At 49.3% G+C, this 16,925-nt stretch carries 17 protein-coding genes and 1 pseudogene; 4 read left to right on the top strand and 14 right to left on the bottom strand.

What is annotated here, in order from left to right; genetic code table 11:
- Positions 1-42 precede the first annotated feature (42 nt).
- The 3 genes and pseudogenes from ACGHP1_RS11465 to ACGHP1_RS11455 all read left to right on the top strand — a co-directional run bounded on the left by ACGHP1_RS11465 (position 43) and on the right by ACGHP1_RS11455 (position 3,162).
- Positions 43-519 carry a PcfB family protein gene (locus ACGHP1_RS11465; RefSeq protein ID WP_055200123.1) on the top strand — a complete coding sequence of 159 codons (477 nt, stop codon included), beginning with the start codon at positions 43-45 and terminating at the stop codon, positions 517-519.
- Positions 516-2,063 (top strand): annotated as a pseudogene (locus ACGHP1_RS11460) (VirD4-like conjugal transfer protein, CD1115 family); the annotation flags it as partial. The gene ACGHP1_RS11465 and the pseudogene ACGHP1_RS11460, both read left to right, overlap by 4 nt.
- A 781-nt stretch (positions 2,064-2,844) precedes the next feature.
- The gene (locus ACGHP1_RS11455) at positions 2,845-3,162 is read left to right on the top strand and encodes a helix-turn-helix domain-containing protein (RefSeq protein ID WP_021633225.1); all 318 of its coding nucleotides are present in this window, start codon (positions 2,845-2,847) and stop codon (positions 3,160-3,162) included.
- 117 nt (positions 3,163-3,279) lie between these two features.
- Here ACGHP1_RS11455 and ACGHP1_RS11450 read toward each other — a convergent pair whose 3' ends face one another.
- From ACGHP1_RS11450 to ACGHP1_RS11390, 13 genes are all read right to left on the bottom strand, one after another.
- A complete protein-coding gene (locus tag ACGHP1_RS11450) occupies positions 3,280-3,648 on the bottom strand; it encodes a metal-dependent transcriptional regulator (RefSeq protein WP_055270715.1) in 369 nt (122 codons plus the stop codon).
- Between the two features lie 11 nt (positions 3,649-3,659).
- Positions 3,660-5,405: an ABC transporter ATP-binding protein gene (locus ACGHP1_RS11445; RefSeq protein WP_390509479.1), complete on the bottom strand. Its 1,746-nt coding sequence runs from the start codon at positions 5,403-5,405 to the stop codon at positions 3,660-3,662.
- Positions 5,406-7,190 (bottom strand): ABC transporter ATP-binding protein, encoded by a 1,785-nt coding sequence (locus tag ACGHP1_RS11440; protein WP_390509477.1) that lies wholly within the window; start codon positions 7,188-7,190, stop codon positions 5,406-5,408.
- A gap of 14 nt (positions 7,191-7,204) precedes the next feature.
- Positions 7,205-8,668, bottom strand: a complete 1,464-nt coding sequence (locus ACGHP1_RS11435) for an ABC transporter ATP-binding protein (protein ID WP_390509476.1) — start codon at positions 8,666-8,668, stop codon at positions 7,205-7,207.
- A 2-nt stretch (positions 8,669-8,670) separates the two neighbouring features.
- Complete coding sequence (locus ACGHP1_RS11430) at positions 8,671-9,441, bottom strand: energy-coupling factor transporter transmembrane component T family protein (RefSeq protein ID WP_390509474.1); 771 nt, start codon at positions 9,439-9,441, stop codon at positions 8,671-8,673.
- 96 nt (positions 9,442-9,537) lie between these two features.
- Positions 9,538-10,143, bottom strand: a complete 606-nt coding sequence (locus ACGHP1_RS11425; protein WP_390509473.1) for an MptD family putative ECF transporter S component — start codon at positions 10,141-10,143, stop codon at positions 9,538-9,540.
- Positions 10,144-10,289: 146 nt separating this feature from the next.
- Positions 10,290-11,255: a helix-turn-helix domain-containing protein gene (locus tag ACGHP1_RS11420; protein ID WP_390509472.1), complete on the bottom strand. Its 966-nt coding sequence runs from the start codon at positions 11,253-11,255 to the stop codon at positions 10,290-10,292.
- Between the two features lie 456 nt (positions 11,256-11,711).
- A complete protein-coding gene (locus ACGHP1_RS11415) occupies positions 11,712-13,136 on the bottom strand; it encodes a relaxase/mobilization nuclease domain-containing protein (protein WP_390509471.1) in 1,425 nt (474 codons plus the stop codon).
- Between the two features lie 117 nt (positions 13,137-13,253).
- Positions 13,254-13,691 carry a zinc ribbon domain-containing protein gene (locus ACGHP1_RS11410; protein ID WP_390509470.1) on the bottom strand — a complete coding sequence of 146 codons (438 nt, stop codon included), beginning with the start codon at positions 13,689-13,691 and terminating at the stop codon, positions 13,254-13,256.
- Positions 13,692-13,916: 225 nt separating this feature from the next.
- The gene (locus tag ACGHP1_RS11405; protein WP_390509469.1) at positions 13,917-14,759 is read right to left on the bottom strand and encodes a nucleotidyl transferase AbiEii/AbiGii toxin family protein; all 843 of its coding nucleotides are present in this window, start codon (positions 14,757-14,759) and stop codon (positions 13,917-13,919) included.
- Positions 14,756-15,349 (bottom strand): abortive phage infection protein, encoded by a 594-nt coding sequence (locus ACGHP1_RS11400; protein ID WP_390509467.1) that lies wholly within the window; start codon positions 15,347-15,349, stop codon positions 14,756-14,758. Before ACGHP1_RS11400 ends, ACGHP1_RS11405 begins: the two co-directional genes overlap by 4 nt.
- Positions 15,350-15,448: 99 nt before the next feature.
- On the bottom strand, positions 15,449-15,736 hold the full coding sequence (locus ACGHP1_RS11395) for a CD1845 family protein (RefSeq protein WP_390509466.1): 288 nt from the start codon (positions 15,734-15,736) through the stop codon (positions 15,449-15,451).
- Positions 15,724-16,041 carry a hypothetical protein gene (locus ACGHP1_RS11390; protein ID WP_390509465.1) on the bottom strand — a complete coding sequence of 106 codons (318 nt, stop codon included), beginning with the start codon at positions 16,039-16,041 and terminating at the stop codon, positions 15,724-15,726. Before ACGHP1_RS11390 ends, ACGHP1_RS11395 begins: the two co-directional genes overlap by 13 nt.
- A gap of 225 nt (positions 16,042-16,266) precedes the next feature.
- Here ACGHP1_RS11390 and ACGHP1_RS11385 point away from each other — a divergent pair, with 225 nt between their 5' ends.
- Positions 16,267-16,506 (top strand): helix-turn-helix transcriptional regulator, encoded by a 240-nt coding sequence (locus ACGHP1_RS11385; RefSeq protein ID WP_316521948.1) that lies wholly within the window; start codon positions 16,267-16,269, stop codon positions 16,504-16,506.
- Positions 16,507-16,584: 78 nt separating this feature from the next.
- On the opposite strand, the gene ACGHP1_RS11380 is transcribed toward ACGHP1_RS11385, so the two are convergent.
- The gene (locus tag ACGHP1_RS11380; protein ID WP_316521944.1) at positions 16,585-16,923 is read right to left on the bottom strand and encodes a plasmid mobilization protein; all 339 of its coding nucleotides are present in this window, start codon (positions 16,921-16,923) and stop codon (positions 16,585-16,587) included.
- Positions 16,924-16,925: the final 2 nt, after the last annotated feature.

Here is a 16,925-nt window from a genome sequence, read left to right as displayed (position 1 = left end):
GCCATCCGCCTGCCTGCTGACTTTCCAAAGGAGGGATAGCAGTTGCAGGAAGAAGTAGACCAGAAAACCATAGCGTTAGCGGTTAAGACGGGCAAGCTCACCGCCCAAGTGCTGCAAGCGGCCATCCGAAAATATCTGTCCGCCCGGCAGAAAGGGACGGGTAAGGCCCATCACGGCCAGCAGAGCTTACGGCAGCTCAAAAAGGACGGTTCCGCCCTGTCCAACATTGAGATCACCGACGCCAACATTGGCCTGTTTAAGCCCTGCGCCAAGAAATACGACATTGATTTTACCCTGCGGAAAGACCGCACTACCCATCCGCCCCGGTATATCGTGATCTTCAAATCCAAGCAGGCGGACAATCTGGAACAGGCGTTTAAGGAGTTTACAGCCAAGAAGCTCCAACAGCAGGAACGCCCCTCCATCCGAAAAACCCTTGCCGTCCTGAAAGAAAAGGCAGCGGCCAGAAGCAGCCAGCAGGCCAAGGAGAAAATCAAGGAAAGGGGGCTGTCACGATGAAGCCGGAAATGAAAAAGCTGATAATCGCCAACCTGCCCTACCTGCTGTTTGTGTACCTGTTCGGCAAGCTGGGACAGACCTACCGGCTGGCGGCTGGGGCGGACTTGTCGGAAAAGCTGCTGCACCTTGCGGACGGCTTTTCCCTTGCCTTTGAAAGCGCCGCCCCCAGCTTCCACCTGTTCGATCTGGCGGTGGGCGTGGCCGGTGCGGTGGCATTGCGGCTGATAGTGTACTGCAAGAGCAAGAACGCCAAGAAATACCGCCGGGGCGTCGAGTACGGCAGCGCCCGTTGGGGAGGCCCCAAAGATATAGCCCCGTACATCGACCCGGTGTTTGACAACAACATCCTCCTGACCCAGACGGAACGCCTCACCATGAACAACCGGCCCAAAGACCCCAAGACCGCCCGGAACAAAAATGTGCTGGTGATCGGCGGTTCCGGCAGCGGCAAGACCCGGTTCTTTGTGAAGCCCAACCTCATGCAGTGCGTGTCCAAGGACTACCCGACCTCATTCGTGATTACTGACCCGAAAGGAAGTCTGATCGGCGAGGTGGGCCAGCTCCTTGTGCGGTGCGGCTACCGGGTAAAAGTGCTGAATACCATTAACTTTTCCAAGAGTATGCGCTACAACCCGTTTCGCTACATCCATTCGGAAAAGGACATTTTGAAGCTGGTAAACACGCTGATCTGCAACACCAAGGGCGAGGGCGAAAAGAGCGCCGAGGATTTTTGGATCAAATCGGAACGCCTGCTGTATTCGGCCCTCATTGGCTATATCTGGTACGAAGCGCCAGACGATGAAATGAATTTCACTACGCTGCTTGAAATGATAAATGCCAGCGAAGCCCGCGAGGACGACCCGGAATTTCAATCCCCGGTAGACCAGATGTTTGAACGGCTGGAAGAAAAAGACCCGGAACATTTTGCGGTGCGCCAGTACCGTAAATTCCTGCTGTCGGCGGGCAAGACCCGCAGCTCCATTTTGATAAGCTGCGGAGCCAGATTAGCGCCCTTTGACATCCGGGAGGTGCGGGAGCTGATGGAGGACGACGAACTGGAACTTGACACCATCGGGGATAAAAAAACAGCCCTGTTCCTGATTATGTCGGACACGGACACGACCTTTAATTTCATTCTGGCAATGGTGCAAAGCCAGCTCATAAACCTTTTGTGTGACCGGGCCGATGACAAATACGGCGGGCGGCTGCCTGTCCATGTCCGTCTGATCCTGGACGAGTTTGCCAACATCGGCCAGATACCGAACTTTGACAAGCTGATCGCCACCATCCGAAGCCGTGAGATATCGGCTTCTATTATTTTGCAGAGCCAGTCGCAGCTAAAGGCCATTTACAAGGACGCGGCGGAAATCATTTCCGACAACTGCGACTGTACGCTGTTCCTTAGTGGCCGTGGCAAGAACGCCAAGGAGATCGCGGAGGTGCTGGGCAAGGAAACCATTGACAGCTACAACCAGAGCGAGAACCGGGGCGCGCAGACCTCCCACGGACTGAACTACCAAAAACTCGGAAAGGAGTGTCCGTCAGGTGCTTCCTGATTTGCGTAACCTTTTGGGTGCTACGGCGGATTTCCGCCATCCGGTCATGCGCCTGCTCCATGCAGACATCCGCAGCGGGAATAGATGCTGCTTCCTCGGAAAGCTCGTCCAGTGCAAGGGTATGATTAGCGTAGACATGATCCTCTTTCTCGGAAGCATGATAGTCTGCATCCGACAGGGACTTCCATTTCAGAAATTCTTCCTCGCTGGCAAAGTCCTCGCGGGTTAGGCGGATGATGGCTTCGTTGGCATCCATGTAAACGATAGCGTTGGGGTCTTTCTTGTTCAGCGCATAGCTGCTCTTTCTGTTAAACATAATATGTCCTCCGTTTCGGTGTTGGGTGGGTGGTGAACCAGACCAACACCGGCGGAGAACGACAGCCGACAGGAAAACGTAAAAAGGCGCTCGAACAGGCATGATGACCTGAACGAGCGCCTTGCGTGCGAGTGAAAACATGAGTAACGAATACTGTACCGGGAGGGGCTAAATCACGGATGAACCAAACCGCATAAAAAGAGAGCTGCAACTCGCTTTCGTGAGTGCAGCTCGTCTGGGGGATAGCCGCGTGCTTTTTGAAGTGGACGGCTAATCGGTGCTTATGCTTTTTTACATGACCGCGAGCGGCCTTAGCAGTATCTCCTGTTCATCCGTGACATCATAAAAATACCTCCAACTCGCTGAATATGATTTGCGGCTCATTTAATGTGAGCTTCATGTGTATTTAAGTGAATTGAGGCTCACTCTACAATGTAGTAGAGGTGATTTACAATGAACTTTCTTGACCTGTTCGCCCAAAAGCTTCGTGAAAAGCGGGAGCAGAAAAAGATCACGCAGCGCGAATTAGCGGAACGGCTTAATATGTGTACCCGAACTGTCATTGAGATTGAAAAGTGCAAGAGCAATCCGAAATTTGAAACGGTTGCGCTGATCTCAGAAGAAATGGACATCAGTCTGGATGGAATCGTGTTCCACGATAGAGCGCCGCAGACCGTTGCCAAGTGCGTTCTTGATTACTTTGCAGGAAAGGGTGAAGAAGAGTCGCAACGGTACATAGACCTGTGCATGAGCGCAGATAAGCTGAAGTGATGTACAGGGGAAAACAAAAGGGCCGATGATTGTCTTTCATGTAGAGCAGCCAGTGGGCTTATATTTTCCCCACTGGCTGCTCTTGTCCGCACAGTTGGAACGACGGGCATTAGTATCCTATTTTTCCTGTTTGTGTGCATCCCGGATCTTTTCAAAGGTGTCCTGACTGATGGCGTGTTCAATCCGGCAAGCATCTCGCTCTGCAATTTCAGGGTCAACGCCAGCTGCGATAAATTGCTCTGTAAAGAACTGATGCCGCTCATAAATTTTTTCGGCAACATTCCGGCCTGTTTCGGTCAAATGCAAAACGTAATCACTATCTACCGTTAAAAAGCCCCCTTCACGCAAAGCCGACACCGCATAGCTTACACTGGCTTTTGAAACTCCAACACGCCGTGCAACATCAATAGAGCGGACAGCACCGTGATTCTTTTGAAGAACCAGCACAGCCTCCAGATAATCCTCTCCGGACGCATGAATCTTCACTATTGTCTCCTTTATGCAAGGCTCCAGCCGGAGGACTTTTTACGGATATTTACAAAATCCTGATAAATCCCGGCTTTTGCTATAAGCTCGTCATGGGTTCCTTGTTCACTGATCCGTCCATCGGCAATCACCAAAATCTGATCAGCCTGACAGATGGTATTCAGGCGGTGTGCAATCACAAGCAATGTTTTACCCTTTACCAGCTCATTGATTGCCTCCTGGATATAACTTTCATTATCGGTATCAACACTTGCAGTCGCTTCATCCAGAATGACAATCGGCGCGTCTTTCAAAATGCAGCGGGCAATAGAAATTCTTTGCTTTTCGCCGCCGGACAGGGTTGCGCCACCTTCACCGATGACTGTCTGGAATCCATCCGGCAGCGCCATGATAAAATCATAGCAGCGGGCTTTTTTTGCAGCCTCATAGACTTCTTCCTCAGTAGCGTCCGGTTTACCCATGCTGATATTGTTGTAAATGGTATCCTGGAACAAGTACACCCTCTGGAAAACCATGCTGATCTGTTCCATCAGTTCAGCGAGAGGTACATCCCGAATATCTGTACCACGGATTGTCACTTTGCCGGATTTCACATCCCACAGACGCGCCAGTAAGTTTACAATCGTGGATTTGCCGCCGCCAGACGGTCCCACAAGTGCGGTCATGGTATTCTTCTGCATAGAGAAGCTGATATTGTGCAGGACTTCCTTGTCCTGATAGGCAAAAGTCACATTATCAAAACAGATTTCCGGTGGGCCGGAGCTTTCATTCGGAATATGTGCCGTCCCTTTGTCCGGCAACTCTGTTTCATTCAGAACCGCTTCAATACGGTCTAAAGCAGCGTTCATAACCGTGAGGCGCGAGGCTTCTCCATACAGTGCCTTTAACGGGCTGAACAGATCAAAGACAAAGAGCAGAACGCCAAGCAGATAAGGCAGCGAAAGGGAACCGCTTTGCTGAAGCCAAACGGAAAGCGCAAAAATAGCGGCGATTCCGACTGCGTACAAAATATTCAGACCTCTTGTCCACGGCGTCATTTTACGTTCAAAGGCAGTGGATGTATCTCTGGAACGTCTGAAATTCCCGGTTAATTCCTCCGACTTTTCGCCAATCAGGTTATAGCTCTTAATTACGCTAATCCCCTCTGCAAAGGAAAGAACTGCGTCCGTCAAATGTTCGCTTTGATCCTGTCTGCAAGCTGCTTCTTTTAAGGAAACCTTGTTCATCCCTTTTGCGGTAAAACATGCTAGCAGCGTTACAGCAGCCGCAGCCAGACCAAGCCGCCAGTCCAGAAAGAACATAAATACCAGCAAGATAAGTGCAGAGAGCATGTAGCTCATCATATTGCCAAGTGTACTCATGGCAATTTCTTCAATGAATACCATATCCGTACTAAGTACCGAACTGATCTTGCCAATGTTGCCCGAAGTAAAATAACCCATCGGCAGCTTGCGGAGATGACCGCCGAGCTCCATCCGCTTATCCGTAAAAATCATATATCCGGCAGCGCTTTGCAGTCTGTCACAGAGATAATGGACAATCACCTGCGCAGCCACAACGCCAACAAGTCCGATACCGATATACAGACATTTTGTGCCTGTCAATGTTTTCTGATAGAATCCAGAGAGCACAAGAAAGGCTAAAAAGATAGGCATTTTTGAAAGTATGGATTCGAGAAAAGCACATACGAAAGCCCCCTGAATCCGGCACTTATACTTGCCGGAGAGTTTTAGGATTCTTGAAAATAGTGCCAGCATTTATTTTCCCTCCTTTACAGCGTTGACTTTCCATTCTGCGCTGTCCTGCGAGGCTTTCCACAGTTTTTTGTATTCCTCACAGGTTGCCAGCAGTTCAGCATGAGTGCCGGTTGCCGCCAGTTTGCCATGTTCGATCACACAAATCTGATCGGCGTTCATAATTGCAGGAAGTTTGTGGGCGATCACAAATAAGGTCTTGCCTTTTACCAATTCCGCAATCGCAGCCTCCATCTTTTCCTCATTCTCCGGGTCTGCATATGCAGTCGCTTCATCCAACACGATGATAGGAGCGTTTTTCAAAATGGCTCGTGCCAAAGAAATACGCTGTCGTTGACCGCCAGAAAGCATTTTCCCGGCATCTCCCGCCATCGAATGAATCCCCTGCGGCAGCTTTTCAAGAAATTCCATGCACTGTGCTTTTTTCGCCGCTTCAAGGACTTCTTCATCTGTAGCGTCTGGCCGCCCCATACGGATATTTTCAAGAATGGAAGTATTGAATAAATACTGATCCTGCGCCACGTAGGAAACCTGACTGTTCAATGCCTCTAAGCTCATTTCCGTTATTTTTTGCCCACCAATGGAAATGCTGCCCTGCTGCGGGTCGTAGTAGTGAATCAGCAGTTTCGCCAACGTACTTTTTCCGGAGCCGGATTCACCAACTAAGGCCGTTTTCTGTCCTTCCTTTGCAGTAAAACTAATATCATGGATAACTTCATCCATTGTTACCATCGGCTGTCCATCAGGTCCCGGCTGACTTTTCTCATACCCGAATGTAATGTGATCGAAACAAATGTCGTAATTCTTCCCATGAAAAACGGCGTCCGTCTGCTGTAACGGCGCTGTTTCCAACACTTGCTCCAAAGCGGCAATCTTATAATTGAGCTGCGGCATAGTCGGTAAAAAGCTCAAAGATTTCAGCAGCGGAATACCAATACTAAGCGACAGGCAAAGCACCAAAATCAAATCCGGCAGAGTGGAGAATCCACAAAGTACAAACCATGCCCCCAAAGGCAGAGTAAGGATAATCGTACAGGGTAAAAGGCTGCTGTAAATTGCCATCCACGGCCATGCTGCCTTATACCATTCCAGCGTATAGTCCCGATAATCGGAAATGTCTTTGCGGAAACGCTCATAGGATTCTGCGTCCTTGTTGAACACTTTCACAACTTCCATACCGTTGATATACTCAATAATGGTATTGTTCATTTTCTGCCCAGCCATGTAATACGGCCCCATTTTCTTCATACCAACGGAATACATAATCATCATAGCCGCAAAGCTGATCGGAATAGACGCAAGAGATAGCAGGGCCAGTTTCCAGTCGATGAAAAACATAGCAACATAAATTGCAATCGGAATCATCAGGTTTGCAATCCCCTCCGGCAAAGAGTGGGCAAGCAATACTTCCAGACTGTCCACATCATCCACAAACAGCTTTTTAATTGTGCCGGTTCCCTTATCCTGGATAAATCCAAGTGGAACTGCTTCAAATCTCTTTTGCAGGGAAGTGCGAAGCCGGAGCAGCGTGCTATAAGCGGCCTTATGGGATACATCCAGTCCCCAGCCATAAAGAATGGCCTGTAAAATAAGGCAGATCAAAACGCCGATTACCCGTATGCACACATATTTGGTATCAACGGCATTGCCCATGACAAGAGGCGAGATCACCTGATAGGCCAGCACAAAGGGAAGTACCCCCATCAGGACGCTAAGCAGGACGATGAAAGTTGCTATATATAAGTCCTTTTTGTGCGGCCCGGCATACTCAAATACTTTCTTGAACATAACAAAGCCTCCAATCAATTAAAGTATTGTTTTGAAAGTGACAGCAAGATTTCCGGGGTTAAGACCTGATTCTTGATCGAATCCTGACCATCAAGCTGTAACACTTCTGAACAGGTGCGGGTAATAAATTCAAAATCATGCGACACAACGAAAATAATCACACCGGCTGCTGCAAGCTGCTCGATCAAATGGCTTACCCTCACCATAGAATCGTAGTCAAGGCCGCTGGTGGGTTCATCAAAATAGATGACCGGACTGTCCTTGACAATGGCAGCGCCTATCGTCACCCGCTGTTTCTGTCCTCCTGATAAGGACGCAGGATGACACTCCCGGTATGCGCCAAGTTCCAGAGCCTCTAAAGTTTCCGTGACTTTCCCGGAGCAGTCATTTTCAATTCCTAATGATAATTCCTCTTCCACGCTGCTGCCAAAAAGCTGATAATCGGTATCCTGCATGACAAGATAGGACAGGTTCCTTCTCTGGCGCGGGGACAGCTTTTTGCCGTTATAACGGATACTCCCGGTTTTCTCTTTTAGAAGGCCTGTCATAATCGAGAGCAAGGTGGTTTTTCCGGCTCCGTTATGCCCCAAAATACCAATCACATCACCTTTATGGGCTTCAAAATTGATATTCCGTAAAACATCCGGCCCCTTTTTATATGCAAAGGAGAGGTTGCTTACACTCAATCCATCATTGGATTTATGTGCCGGTTTTAGCTGATACTTCGCTGCCTCCCGTTCTGGATAGACTGTACGCAATCCGTATTGGATACGGGTTTCATCGGACAATGAGCAAAACTGTTCTCTTGTGAAGCTCTGTATAAGCCTGCCATCCTGAATCAGATATGCCCGGTCAAGCAACTCCCTCAAATAGTAGAAACGATGCTCAACAACAATAATGGTATATCCATCAGCTTTCAGGCGCTTCATGGTTTCTGCCAGACGTTTTGTGGCAGCATAGTCTAAATTCGCTGACGGTTCATCAAAGATATACACTTTAGGCAAAAGGGCATAGACTGAACCAATCGCGATCTGCTGCTTTTCGCCGCTGGATAAATCAAAAATACTGCGGTTCAGATAATCGCTTAGTTCCAAATCCAGCACCGCTTTTGTAATGCGGTCAACGGTTTCCTCACGGGAATACCCCATATTTTCGCACCCGAAAGCAAGCTCCCGTGTGGTATCTGTCATAAAAAACTGTGAACGTGGATCTTGGAATACGGTCCCCACCTTACCCGCTAAATCAGACGGCTTCAATTCCAGCAAAGAGTGTCCGTCCAACAGAATATCCCCCTTTGACTCTCCGGGGTAGAAATGTGGAATCAACCCATTCAGGCAGCGAATCAGGGTAGTTTTCCCGCACCCGCTCCGACCTGTCAATAAAACAAATTCGCCTGTCTGTATTGTCAGGTTCAGATCTTTCAATGTAAATTTATCCCTTTCCTCATAGCGGAAAGAGAAATTATCAAAGGTAATCATCGCTATACCCTCCATATAATGATTTCCCCAATAGAGGTATGGTCGAGGAACAGAAGTAGCGCTAAAAAGACAATTCCCAGCGCAGTCACTGCATACTCTTTCCACGAAAAACGGACAGGGTTCAGCGCATATCTCTTTCCTTCCAGTTCCAATCCCCGCGTTGTGCCGGATGCTGCTAATTCATCGGTTACTTTCAGGCAACGCATCAGCAAAGGGATCAGAATATATTCAATCGTAGCAAGCGGATGGATAAGTTGTTTCCATACCGTATCACCGATGCCGCGAATGTCCATTGTATTACGAATCATGCGGTATTCAATCCGTAAAGTAGGTATGTAGCGGAACATGACCACTAACGGAATTGTAACAGCCTGCGGCAATCGCATGCGTTGCAGCGATACCATGAGATCATCCATTTGTGTTGTGTGCAAAATCCATATTCCCATCATTGCAATAGGAACCAGTTTCAAAATGGTCACACCAAACACACTCATGATCACGCTGAGTACCGGAATAGAAACATACCGCAGTAAGGCATTGAGATAGGCAATGACAATATAAAAAATCAGCATCTTGGCGGCCCATTTTCCGCCATTGCCGACAGCAATGAATAGCGCAAAAGATGCAACAAGTACCAAACTGCAAATTTCGCCATTCAGAAAATAACTGACACATCCGATCATAATCAGCAGCGCAACTTTGCACCGTGGGTCTAAAGCTGCCGTTCTTTGAAATTGTCTTTGTGTAATGAGTTTCTTTATGTTTTCTTCCATACTGTTCTCCAAAAACAAGCGGGGCTGACATTGCAGCCCCGCTTTTGATTCAGGCACTCTACTGACAAATCTGGCGTCTGTCAGTTTTCGGAGCTGTTACTTCACCGATACAAGTCCGGCCTTAATAAAGTGCTTCTTCAATGCTTTCTGGCCGATGTAACCGCCAATCAAGCCACCGAGCAAGGCAGCCACTATAATGACAACAGGCATAAATCCAGATGTAATGCTAATCATGCCATCTATGTATTCCTGCGCAATGTTGTTCTTTTCCATCGCCCCTACAAAAGCGTCCTGCAGGAAGCTCATCGGCCCTACAATTGCACCAAAAGCAAAGATACCGCTGAAAATCGTGTAGGTAATCATCATGGACTTCATTGTGATTTCTTTTCTTCCCATAATCAAAAAATCACAAATGGCACCGCCTACAATCAATGCAACCGGGATAAGCCAAAATCCGCCGACCAGCAGGAACAGGATTCCCTGGATTGTGCCGCAGATGGTGAACACGCCTTTCTTCGGGACTTTTGCCAGCAACAGCATCATCACGATTCCGTTGGGGATTGCTACGACAGCAGGATAAAATACGTTGGTAACGGGTCCGGCAATGCTCATTACGGTGCTGATAATCATGCAAATGATCCACATGAGCGCAGTCAGAACGCCGATCAGGATAAAATCCTTTGCATTCAACTTCTTATTCATGGTTGTTCCTCCTAAAATTAAAATGCGTTGTGTGGTTAGAGTGTTCTAACCACACAACGCATTTTAGCAATTTCATGCCCAATATCCAACCCAAAAGCAATTTCATTCTACCCAAAATCGGTATTTATTTTGGGTATGCAAAGCACCTATTTGATTCGGCTAGCCTCTCGATAATCTTTTGGCATAACTCCATACTTTTTCTTAAATGCAGCAGAAAAGTTGCTGGGCTTTGTATAACCCACAAGAACCGCTATCTGCCCAATGTTCATATTGCTCTCCAATAACAATCCTGCGGCTCGCTCTAACCGCTGCTCAATAACATACGCATGAACCGAAATGCCATACATCATGGAGAATCCCCTTGATAATTTAGAGACGCTGATTTGAACCTGCCTTGCCAGTCCTTCACAGCTTGGCGCAAAGGCAAGCTCGCTGTCAATGATTCTCTTTGCCTCGATGATGCAATCACGTTCACTTTTTGATATGCAGCAGTATTCCGGCGAGAGGATTCGCAGCTCCAACACTTCGCTCAAATATACTGATAGCAATTCGTGGATTTTGCTTTCCAGAAACAGATACCCAAGCCCACCCCGATAATGTGTAAAGTCTTGTAACTCTGCGAAAATATGCTCCATATAGGGCGTTATGCTCACCTTTGAAATTCCGGTCAGCAGTTTCTTTTCATAGACGGTAATCTCGCCATCCTCGAAGTAGTCCTGTAATAAACGTTTGAAATATGGAACGGGAATTTTGATGTTCTTAAAATAGAAGTCGCTGTTTTGCGCATAACAGAGAGACTCCATTTTCCCGTGTCCACGGTAAATGCAGGATTCTCCCTTTGCAAGACAAGCGCCCTCTCTGCTGCCTGCAATATTCCACGACACGCCGTCGTTCAGGCAGAACAGCATTTGAATATAGTCCTCGCTGTTAATCCCGCGCACATTCATGTCAGAAAAATAATTCATCTTCCAGTCTGAAACAACGGCACCCTGTTTTGTCACCACCTGCGCAATTTGTCCGGTTCCCATATCAGAAGGAATCGGGATCGTTACGGTCTGCGGTGAATTGGAGAGCAGATCCCGATAGAGGTTGTTCATGTATTCGCTTATCATTGGATGCCCTCCTTTTTTCGGTTAGCAGTGACTAATGTACTAATATAGTTTACACGATTTACGCCTGAAAGTCAATTTTCAGCACGAATGCAAGCTGCTACAGAAAAAATCAGGGACGTTCCCGCAGGGGCAGAGTGCCATGTCGCGCAGTTCGGGTACGACGAGGCGCAGACGCAGACACGGTCAACCGGCCGCGTGCGAGGCGAAGCGTTACGCTATATGCGGCATCGAAAACCACGGCTTCAGAGGGGTTACGAACGGGAACAAGAAACTGGCAAGCAATGCAAAGCGGTACCCACTTTGCAAAAACAGGCGGATTCCGTTTACACGGAGCCCGCCTGTTTCATGCTTGTTGGGGCACTGCCCCAATCCCCGCAGAACACAGAGTTTGCGTTCTGAAACGATGGATAAATCCATCGGCTGCGCGATTTTGCAAATCGCTTGTGGGCGGGCAGCTCAACGCTGCTCCGCCTCTTTTTCCCGTCGTTCATTTGCTTCCTCCTGCTCCTTGTCCAGCTCCAGAATACGGTCGATATTGGCCTTGGCCGTCAGCAGCTCTTTCATTTCCTCACGGGCCTTGCGGTAGTCGGCGTAGACGGATTTCTTCTCCGCCAGCAGCTCGGCGTACTCGGTATTCAGCGCCTTGATGGTGGGCAGCTTCTTGAGGCCCAGTCCATCAAAATAGTTCTTTGCGGCCTTATGGATCGTGATCTCACTTTCATGCTCTGCAAGAAATTTCTTGGAGTACCCGGCCTTGCGATAGGCAACGTAGGTGTCGCGGGTCTTGGTATAACCCACGATATGCTCCCGCAGCACGGCAATCTCGGCCATGCGTGTTTCCGCAGATTTGATCCTTGCGGAAAGCTCGTTGAAGTGAGCAGACGCTGCCGCCGCTTTCTCTGAGAGAACGGCGTAATCTAAAAGCTCATGGTCTTGCAGATAGGCCACCGTCTGTGCCATCTGCTTCAAATTGAACAACGTCGCCCAACGCGCATAACCGGCACCCTTGCCAGCGCGTAATTTTGCCTGAATGTCCACCAGCAGATTCCCGCTGCGCTTTTCCGGTTTGACCGGCGCGGCGGCGTTCTTTCGCGGCGTATGCGCCTTTTCACCTGCAATCACCGCGCGGAGATCTGCGGGAGTATAACCGTCACCGAGGGTATCCATGCGAATGGACTTTTTCTGTTTGCCGCCCAACAGGGACGGGACTTTCTTGCCCTTGACCTCATACCCAGCCTGCCGCAGCAGCTCCAGCAGCGCTTCAAAGCTGTCGGGCTTTTGTGCCAGTGCATCGTCAATGGCTGTGCATATCCGCTCCCGGTGGGAGGGCTTCTTTTTGTCGCCCAGCCACTTGTTGTAGCTCTTGCCGTGGCGCTTCGGATTCTCCACGATGGAGTAGCCGTTCTCGATGCAGATGGTATCATTAAGCCGCCGCACGGCGCGGCTGCTGCCCCAAAAGTTTCGGAATTTCCGGGTCTGGCTGAGTGCGGTGGAGTTCCATATCACATGATTGTGAATATGGGCTTTGTCGATATGGGTGCAGACGATATAGGCGTGATTGCCCTTGGTGAAGCGCTTGGCCAGCTCACAGCCCAAACGGTTCGCGTCCTCCGGTGTGATCTCTCCGGGAACAAAGGATTGCCGCAGATGGTAGGCAATCACATTATCCTCGCCGCGCACTCTACCGGTCTTTTGAATGTACTGATTCTTGGTGAAAAGAAACTCGGCGTCGGCGATCCTACTGTCGCATTGCCAGCTCGTAATCAGCCTGCCGCCGTCTGTCTTTTGCGGATTTTCGGTGTAGTCGATGATAGCGCTGATGGCCTGTCCCACCGCGCGGCCTTTGCCGGTGTGCAGAGGCATCAGGCGCGTGGTTGCCATGTTGGGACACCTCCTTGAAAAGTCAAACGGCCTGCCGAAGCAGACCGTTTGAAATGTGTTAATTTGCAAGAGGTAAAAGCAAACTGATAGTTCAACAAACAGGAATTTCTCGTTTTTTTACTTCCAATGCTTTAGCGTAGGAACTAAAGACTCCATATGTGCCCTGACTTTCTCGGCAGGCCAATTCTCATTTGCCATATGTTCTACACAAAAATCAATAAGCTGTTCTTTGCTCTCATATGTGAATTTACCATCACTGTAACACCATTTACAGTAATCTTCATTAAATTCGCCATCTGGTTCTTTGCTAAGTGTTTCATCGTCAAGAGGCATTCCGCAACATTGGCAAATAAGCTGTCTCGGAGTTCCTAACAATGTATTGATAGATACGTCGAACAATTTTGAAAGCTGTTTTAAGGTTTCTGTATTTGGGATTGTTTCACCCGTTTCCCAACGAGAAACTGCCTGACGAGTTACAAATACCTTTTCAGCTAGTTCTTCCTGAGAAAGATTGCCTTTGTTTCTCAGACCGAGTATCACATCTTTTGTTTCCATTTATATCACCACCTTGATTTAATTATAATGATTCGCACCGGCAAACACAAGCAACTGGCTGTTGCCCTAAATCTACAAAAATTTTATTTTGGTTTCAAAACTATAGTACAATCTTTTTCATCGATGGCTTCATCAAACCCCTCGCTTTGGATTTCAAAGCCTTATGAAATGATTCGCTTCCTCCATACATATGGACACTATCATAACTTCCGATTTGCAGCTCTATTACTCCCACACCAGCTCATATAGGCTGCGGATGGATTCCATGACCGTATGCCACGACAGGTCGGCAGCATAGGAGAACTTCTTCTGATAAGCTCGCCACAGCTTTTCCATGTTCGGGTCGGCCTCGACTTCATCAAAGGCCGCAGGCGCATCGGCAAGGTACTTCTCAGTACCGCGTTTCCTGGCCGTTGCAATGAGCGCCGCACGGAGATCGGCGGGGACGATGCTCTGGCCGTGGAGCTGGCTCAGAATGTGCAGATCATAGAAATCTCTCATGCGGGTGTTGGCGGTGGCACGGGACACGACGGTTTCCAGCTTCTCGGCCAGAACAGTTTCCAGATTGTACGCCCAAATCTCGATGGAGCGATCCTCCAGCATCAGCTTGAAGCTGTAACGCACCTCGCAGGGCGTGATGGCGTCGCCGGTGGAAATGTCGATCTTGAGCGGCGTTATTACGCCGTCAAACTCCGTTTCCATGCTGACGCGGATGCCCGGATACTCAGCCTCGTCCATGATCTCGGAAATGCGCTTCACCCGGAACTCCACGCCATCGTCCACCGGCACGGAGATGATGGAGGCGATCATATTCTCTACTTCCTCGATGCCGACCGTTGCGCCTTTTACGGTTGCGTCAATGTCCATTGTGGAGCGGGCGTCAAGGCCGACCATAGCAGCCACCAGCATTCCGCCTTTGAGAATGAATTTGTCCCGGTATTCCGAGAGAGAAATGCGCTCCAGAAAACGCTCCATCATGTAATTGCGCATCAGGATTTGCGCATCTGCGGATTTATCCTTAGAGAGATTGCGGATCAGGTCTTTGAGCTGCCGTGCAGTCTTTATCATAAAAGCACCTCCAAATACTGCCGAAGCAGTTTTTCAACACGGAACATCTGCGCATAGCGCATCAGCTTCCGTAAGTCCTTGTCTTTTCGTTTTGTGTATTGCTTGAGCGCATCCTGAAAGGTCTGCATCTCGATCCCGCTGCGGCTGCGGATCAGATCGCAGATGGTGCGCTCCATATCATAGACCGGAACGGGATTGCCGAACGGCGTGTTCATCGTGACGATCCCTACGTCATGCAATTCTTTCTTAATGGTATAAACCTTGATGCCGTCCGCTTGCAGGCTGGCAGGATTGTAGCCGGTCTTGACCGTAATGGAATACGGACTCGGCTCCCGGTCGGTCAGGTCATGGAAAAACAATGCGCTCTCATGGGAGAATACGGCCTGCGCGCAGCGAAGGTGCAGCAGGTACATGGCATCCGTCCATGCGTCAGGCGAAACATAAACGCCGTGCGCGGCCTGTTCCACGCCGCGCTGTTTTGCATAGGCATAAAACACAGACTTGGCAATGCCGTTTTCCAAAACCTGCGCAGTTTTGAGGATCCCATTGTTTTGCTGAAAAAGCAGGTCAAGCCGTTCATAGGCGGTCATGTTATCACTTCCTTCTTGCTAATATTATATTCGAGATTAGCAAGAAAGTAAACAACAATTTTAGGAAAGCAAGCCGAGGCGTTCGCCCCGGCTTGCGCTTTAACTATGAATGAAGTTTTTCATGGCGGTGTTCATGTCTTGCAGTTTGCCCAGCCCCCACACGGCCAGCATGGGAAGTCCCATCGGGCTGATCAGAAACGCCAGCATAAGGAGAATGATGCCGTTCTTTACGGAGTAGGTAATCAGCACGGCGAAAGCCAGCAGGGAGAGCAGTCCGCTTGCCAGCTTGAACACGAAGCCGGAACAAGACAGCAGCCCCGCGCACAACCAGACGAACAGGGACAGGATAAGCGACAGCGACGCAAAGAGAATTTTCAGGATGAACATTTTGCGGCCTCCTTTTCACAGAGCGCGGTCAATGCGTAGCGTTCTTCCGCAAGCAGCGCTTCTTCCGTAGCAGTCAAATCACGATCACCGCCCGTGATCTCCAGCTCGCGGAAGCTCTCATAAGCGTTCAACAGAGAGTCCCGCAGCGCTTCGGGCGTAGGGCAATAGTCTACGGTGTTCCAGTCCTGACGGTGGTTGTCAAAACCCATGACCGTGTAGCCTCTGCTGGTTAGGACAACTTCAAAATCCGTATCGCGGTTGAGGTAGTCGGAAAATACCTTCAGCACAATTTCGTTTGTCAGCATACGTTCCGCAGCTCCTTTCCAAGCGGTCAAATCTTTTTCTGATATTAGAATACTTTGCTCATTGGTGTTTTGCAAGGATGCGGCAAAGTCATACGAATAGTTTTCGCCTTTTGCCCGACATCTAACCATATCACAGAATCTCGCTTTAGTACAGCTACCTGAACTAATTTTCTCCAGATGGGAAATATAATGTTGGTACAGTTACAGGGACGGGAGGTGTGGTACTTGCAGTTGAATGAAGCCGTCAGCAGGCGTTTGGTTGAGCTGATGCAGGAGCGGGGCATGACGCAGTATCAGCTTTATATGAAAAGCGGCGTACCGAAGTCCACCATCGGTAATCTTGTGAACTGCGCATACCCGTCTATGAAGCTGCGGATCATCCACGAGCTTTGTCAGGGATTGGAGATCGACCTGAGCAGCTTTTTTGCCTCGCCGTTATTCAATGAAAATAATCTGGAACCGTAGAAGCTCCGATGCTGTTTTGCGTCGGGGCTTTTGCTTTTGTACGGGCAGGGGCGGCGGTTATTCCGCCGCCCCTGCGACTTATTTCAGCGCCGCCAGCGAGGAAACGATTTTCTCCGCCGCCGTCCATATCCGCTCCTGATTTTGCTGAATGTCCTTCAGATCGGCCTCATAGATACGTCCCGTCTCGTGGGCGCGGCGGGTGAGCTGATTGAGGTTGTTGCTGGAATACCGAAGCAGGGACACCAGCTCCCGCAGCTCCGGGAGATCGAGCTTTACCACGTATCCGTCAATCGCCATCTTGCGGAGATACGCCGCCATGTTGGTGGTGCCGAACTGCGCCATCTTCGTTTCGATCATTTCCCGTTCCTGCGGTGTGACGCGGAATTTAAGCTGAATATCTCGTTTACGCTTTGCCATCG

It is taken from the genome of Faecalibacterium sp. i21-0019-B1 (assembly GCF_042852915.1).
GTDB lineage: Bacteria > Bacillota > Clostridia > Oscillospirales > Ruminococcaceae > Faecalibacterium > Faecalibacterium taiwanense.
The sequence above is the reverse complement of the archived record's forward strand: the minus strand, read 5'-3'. Positions and strand labels throughout refer to the sequence as shown.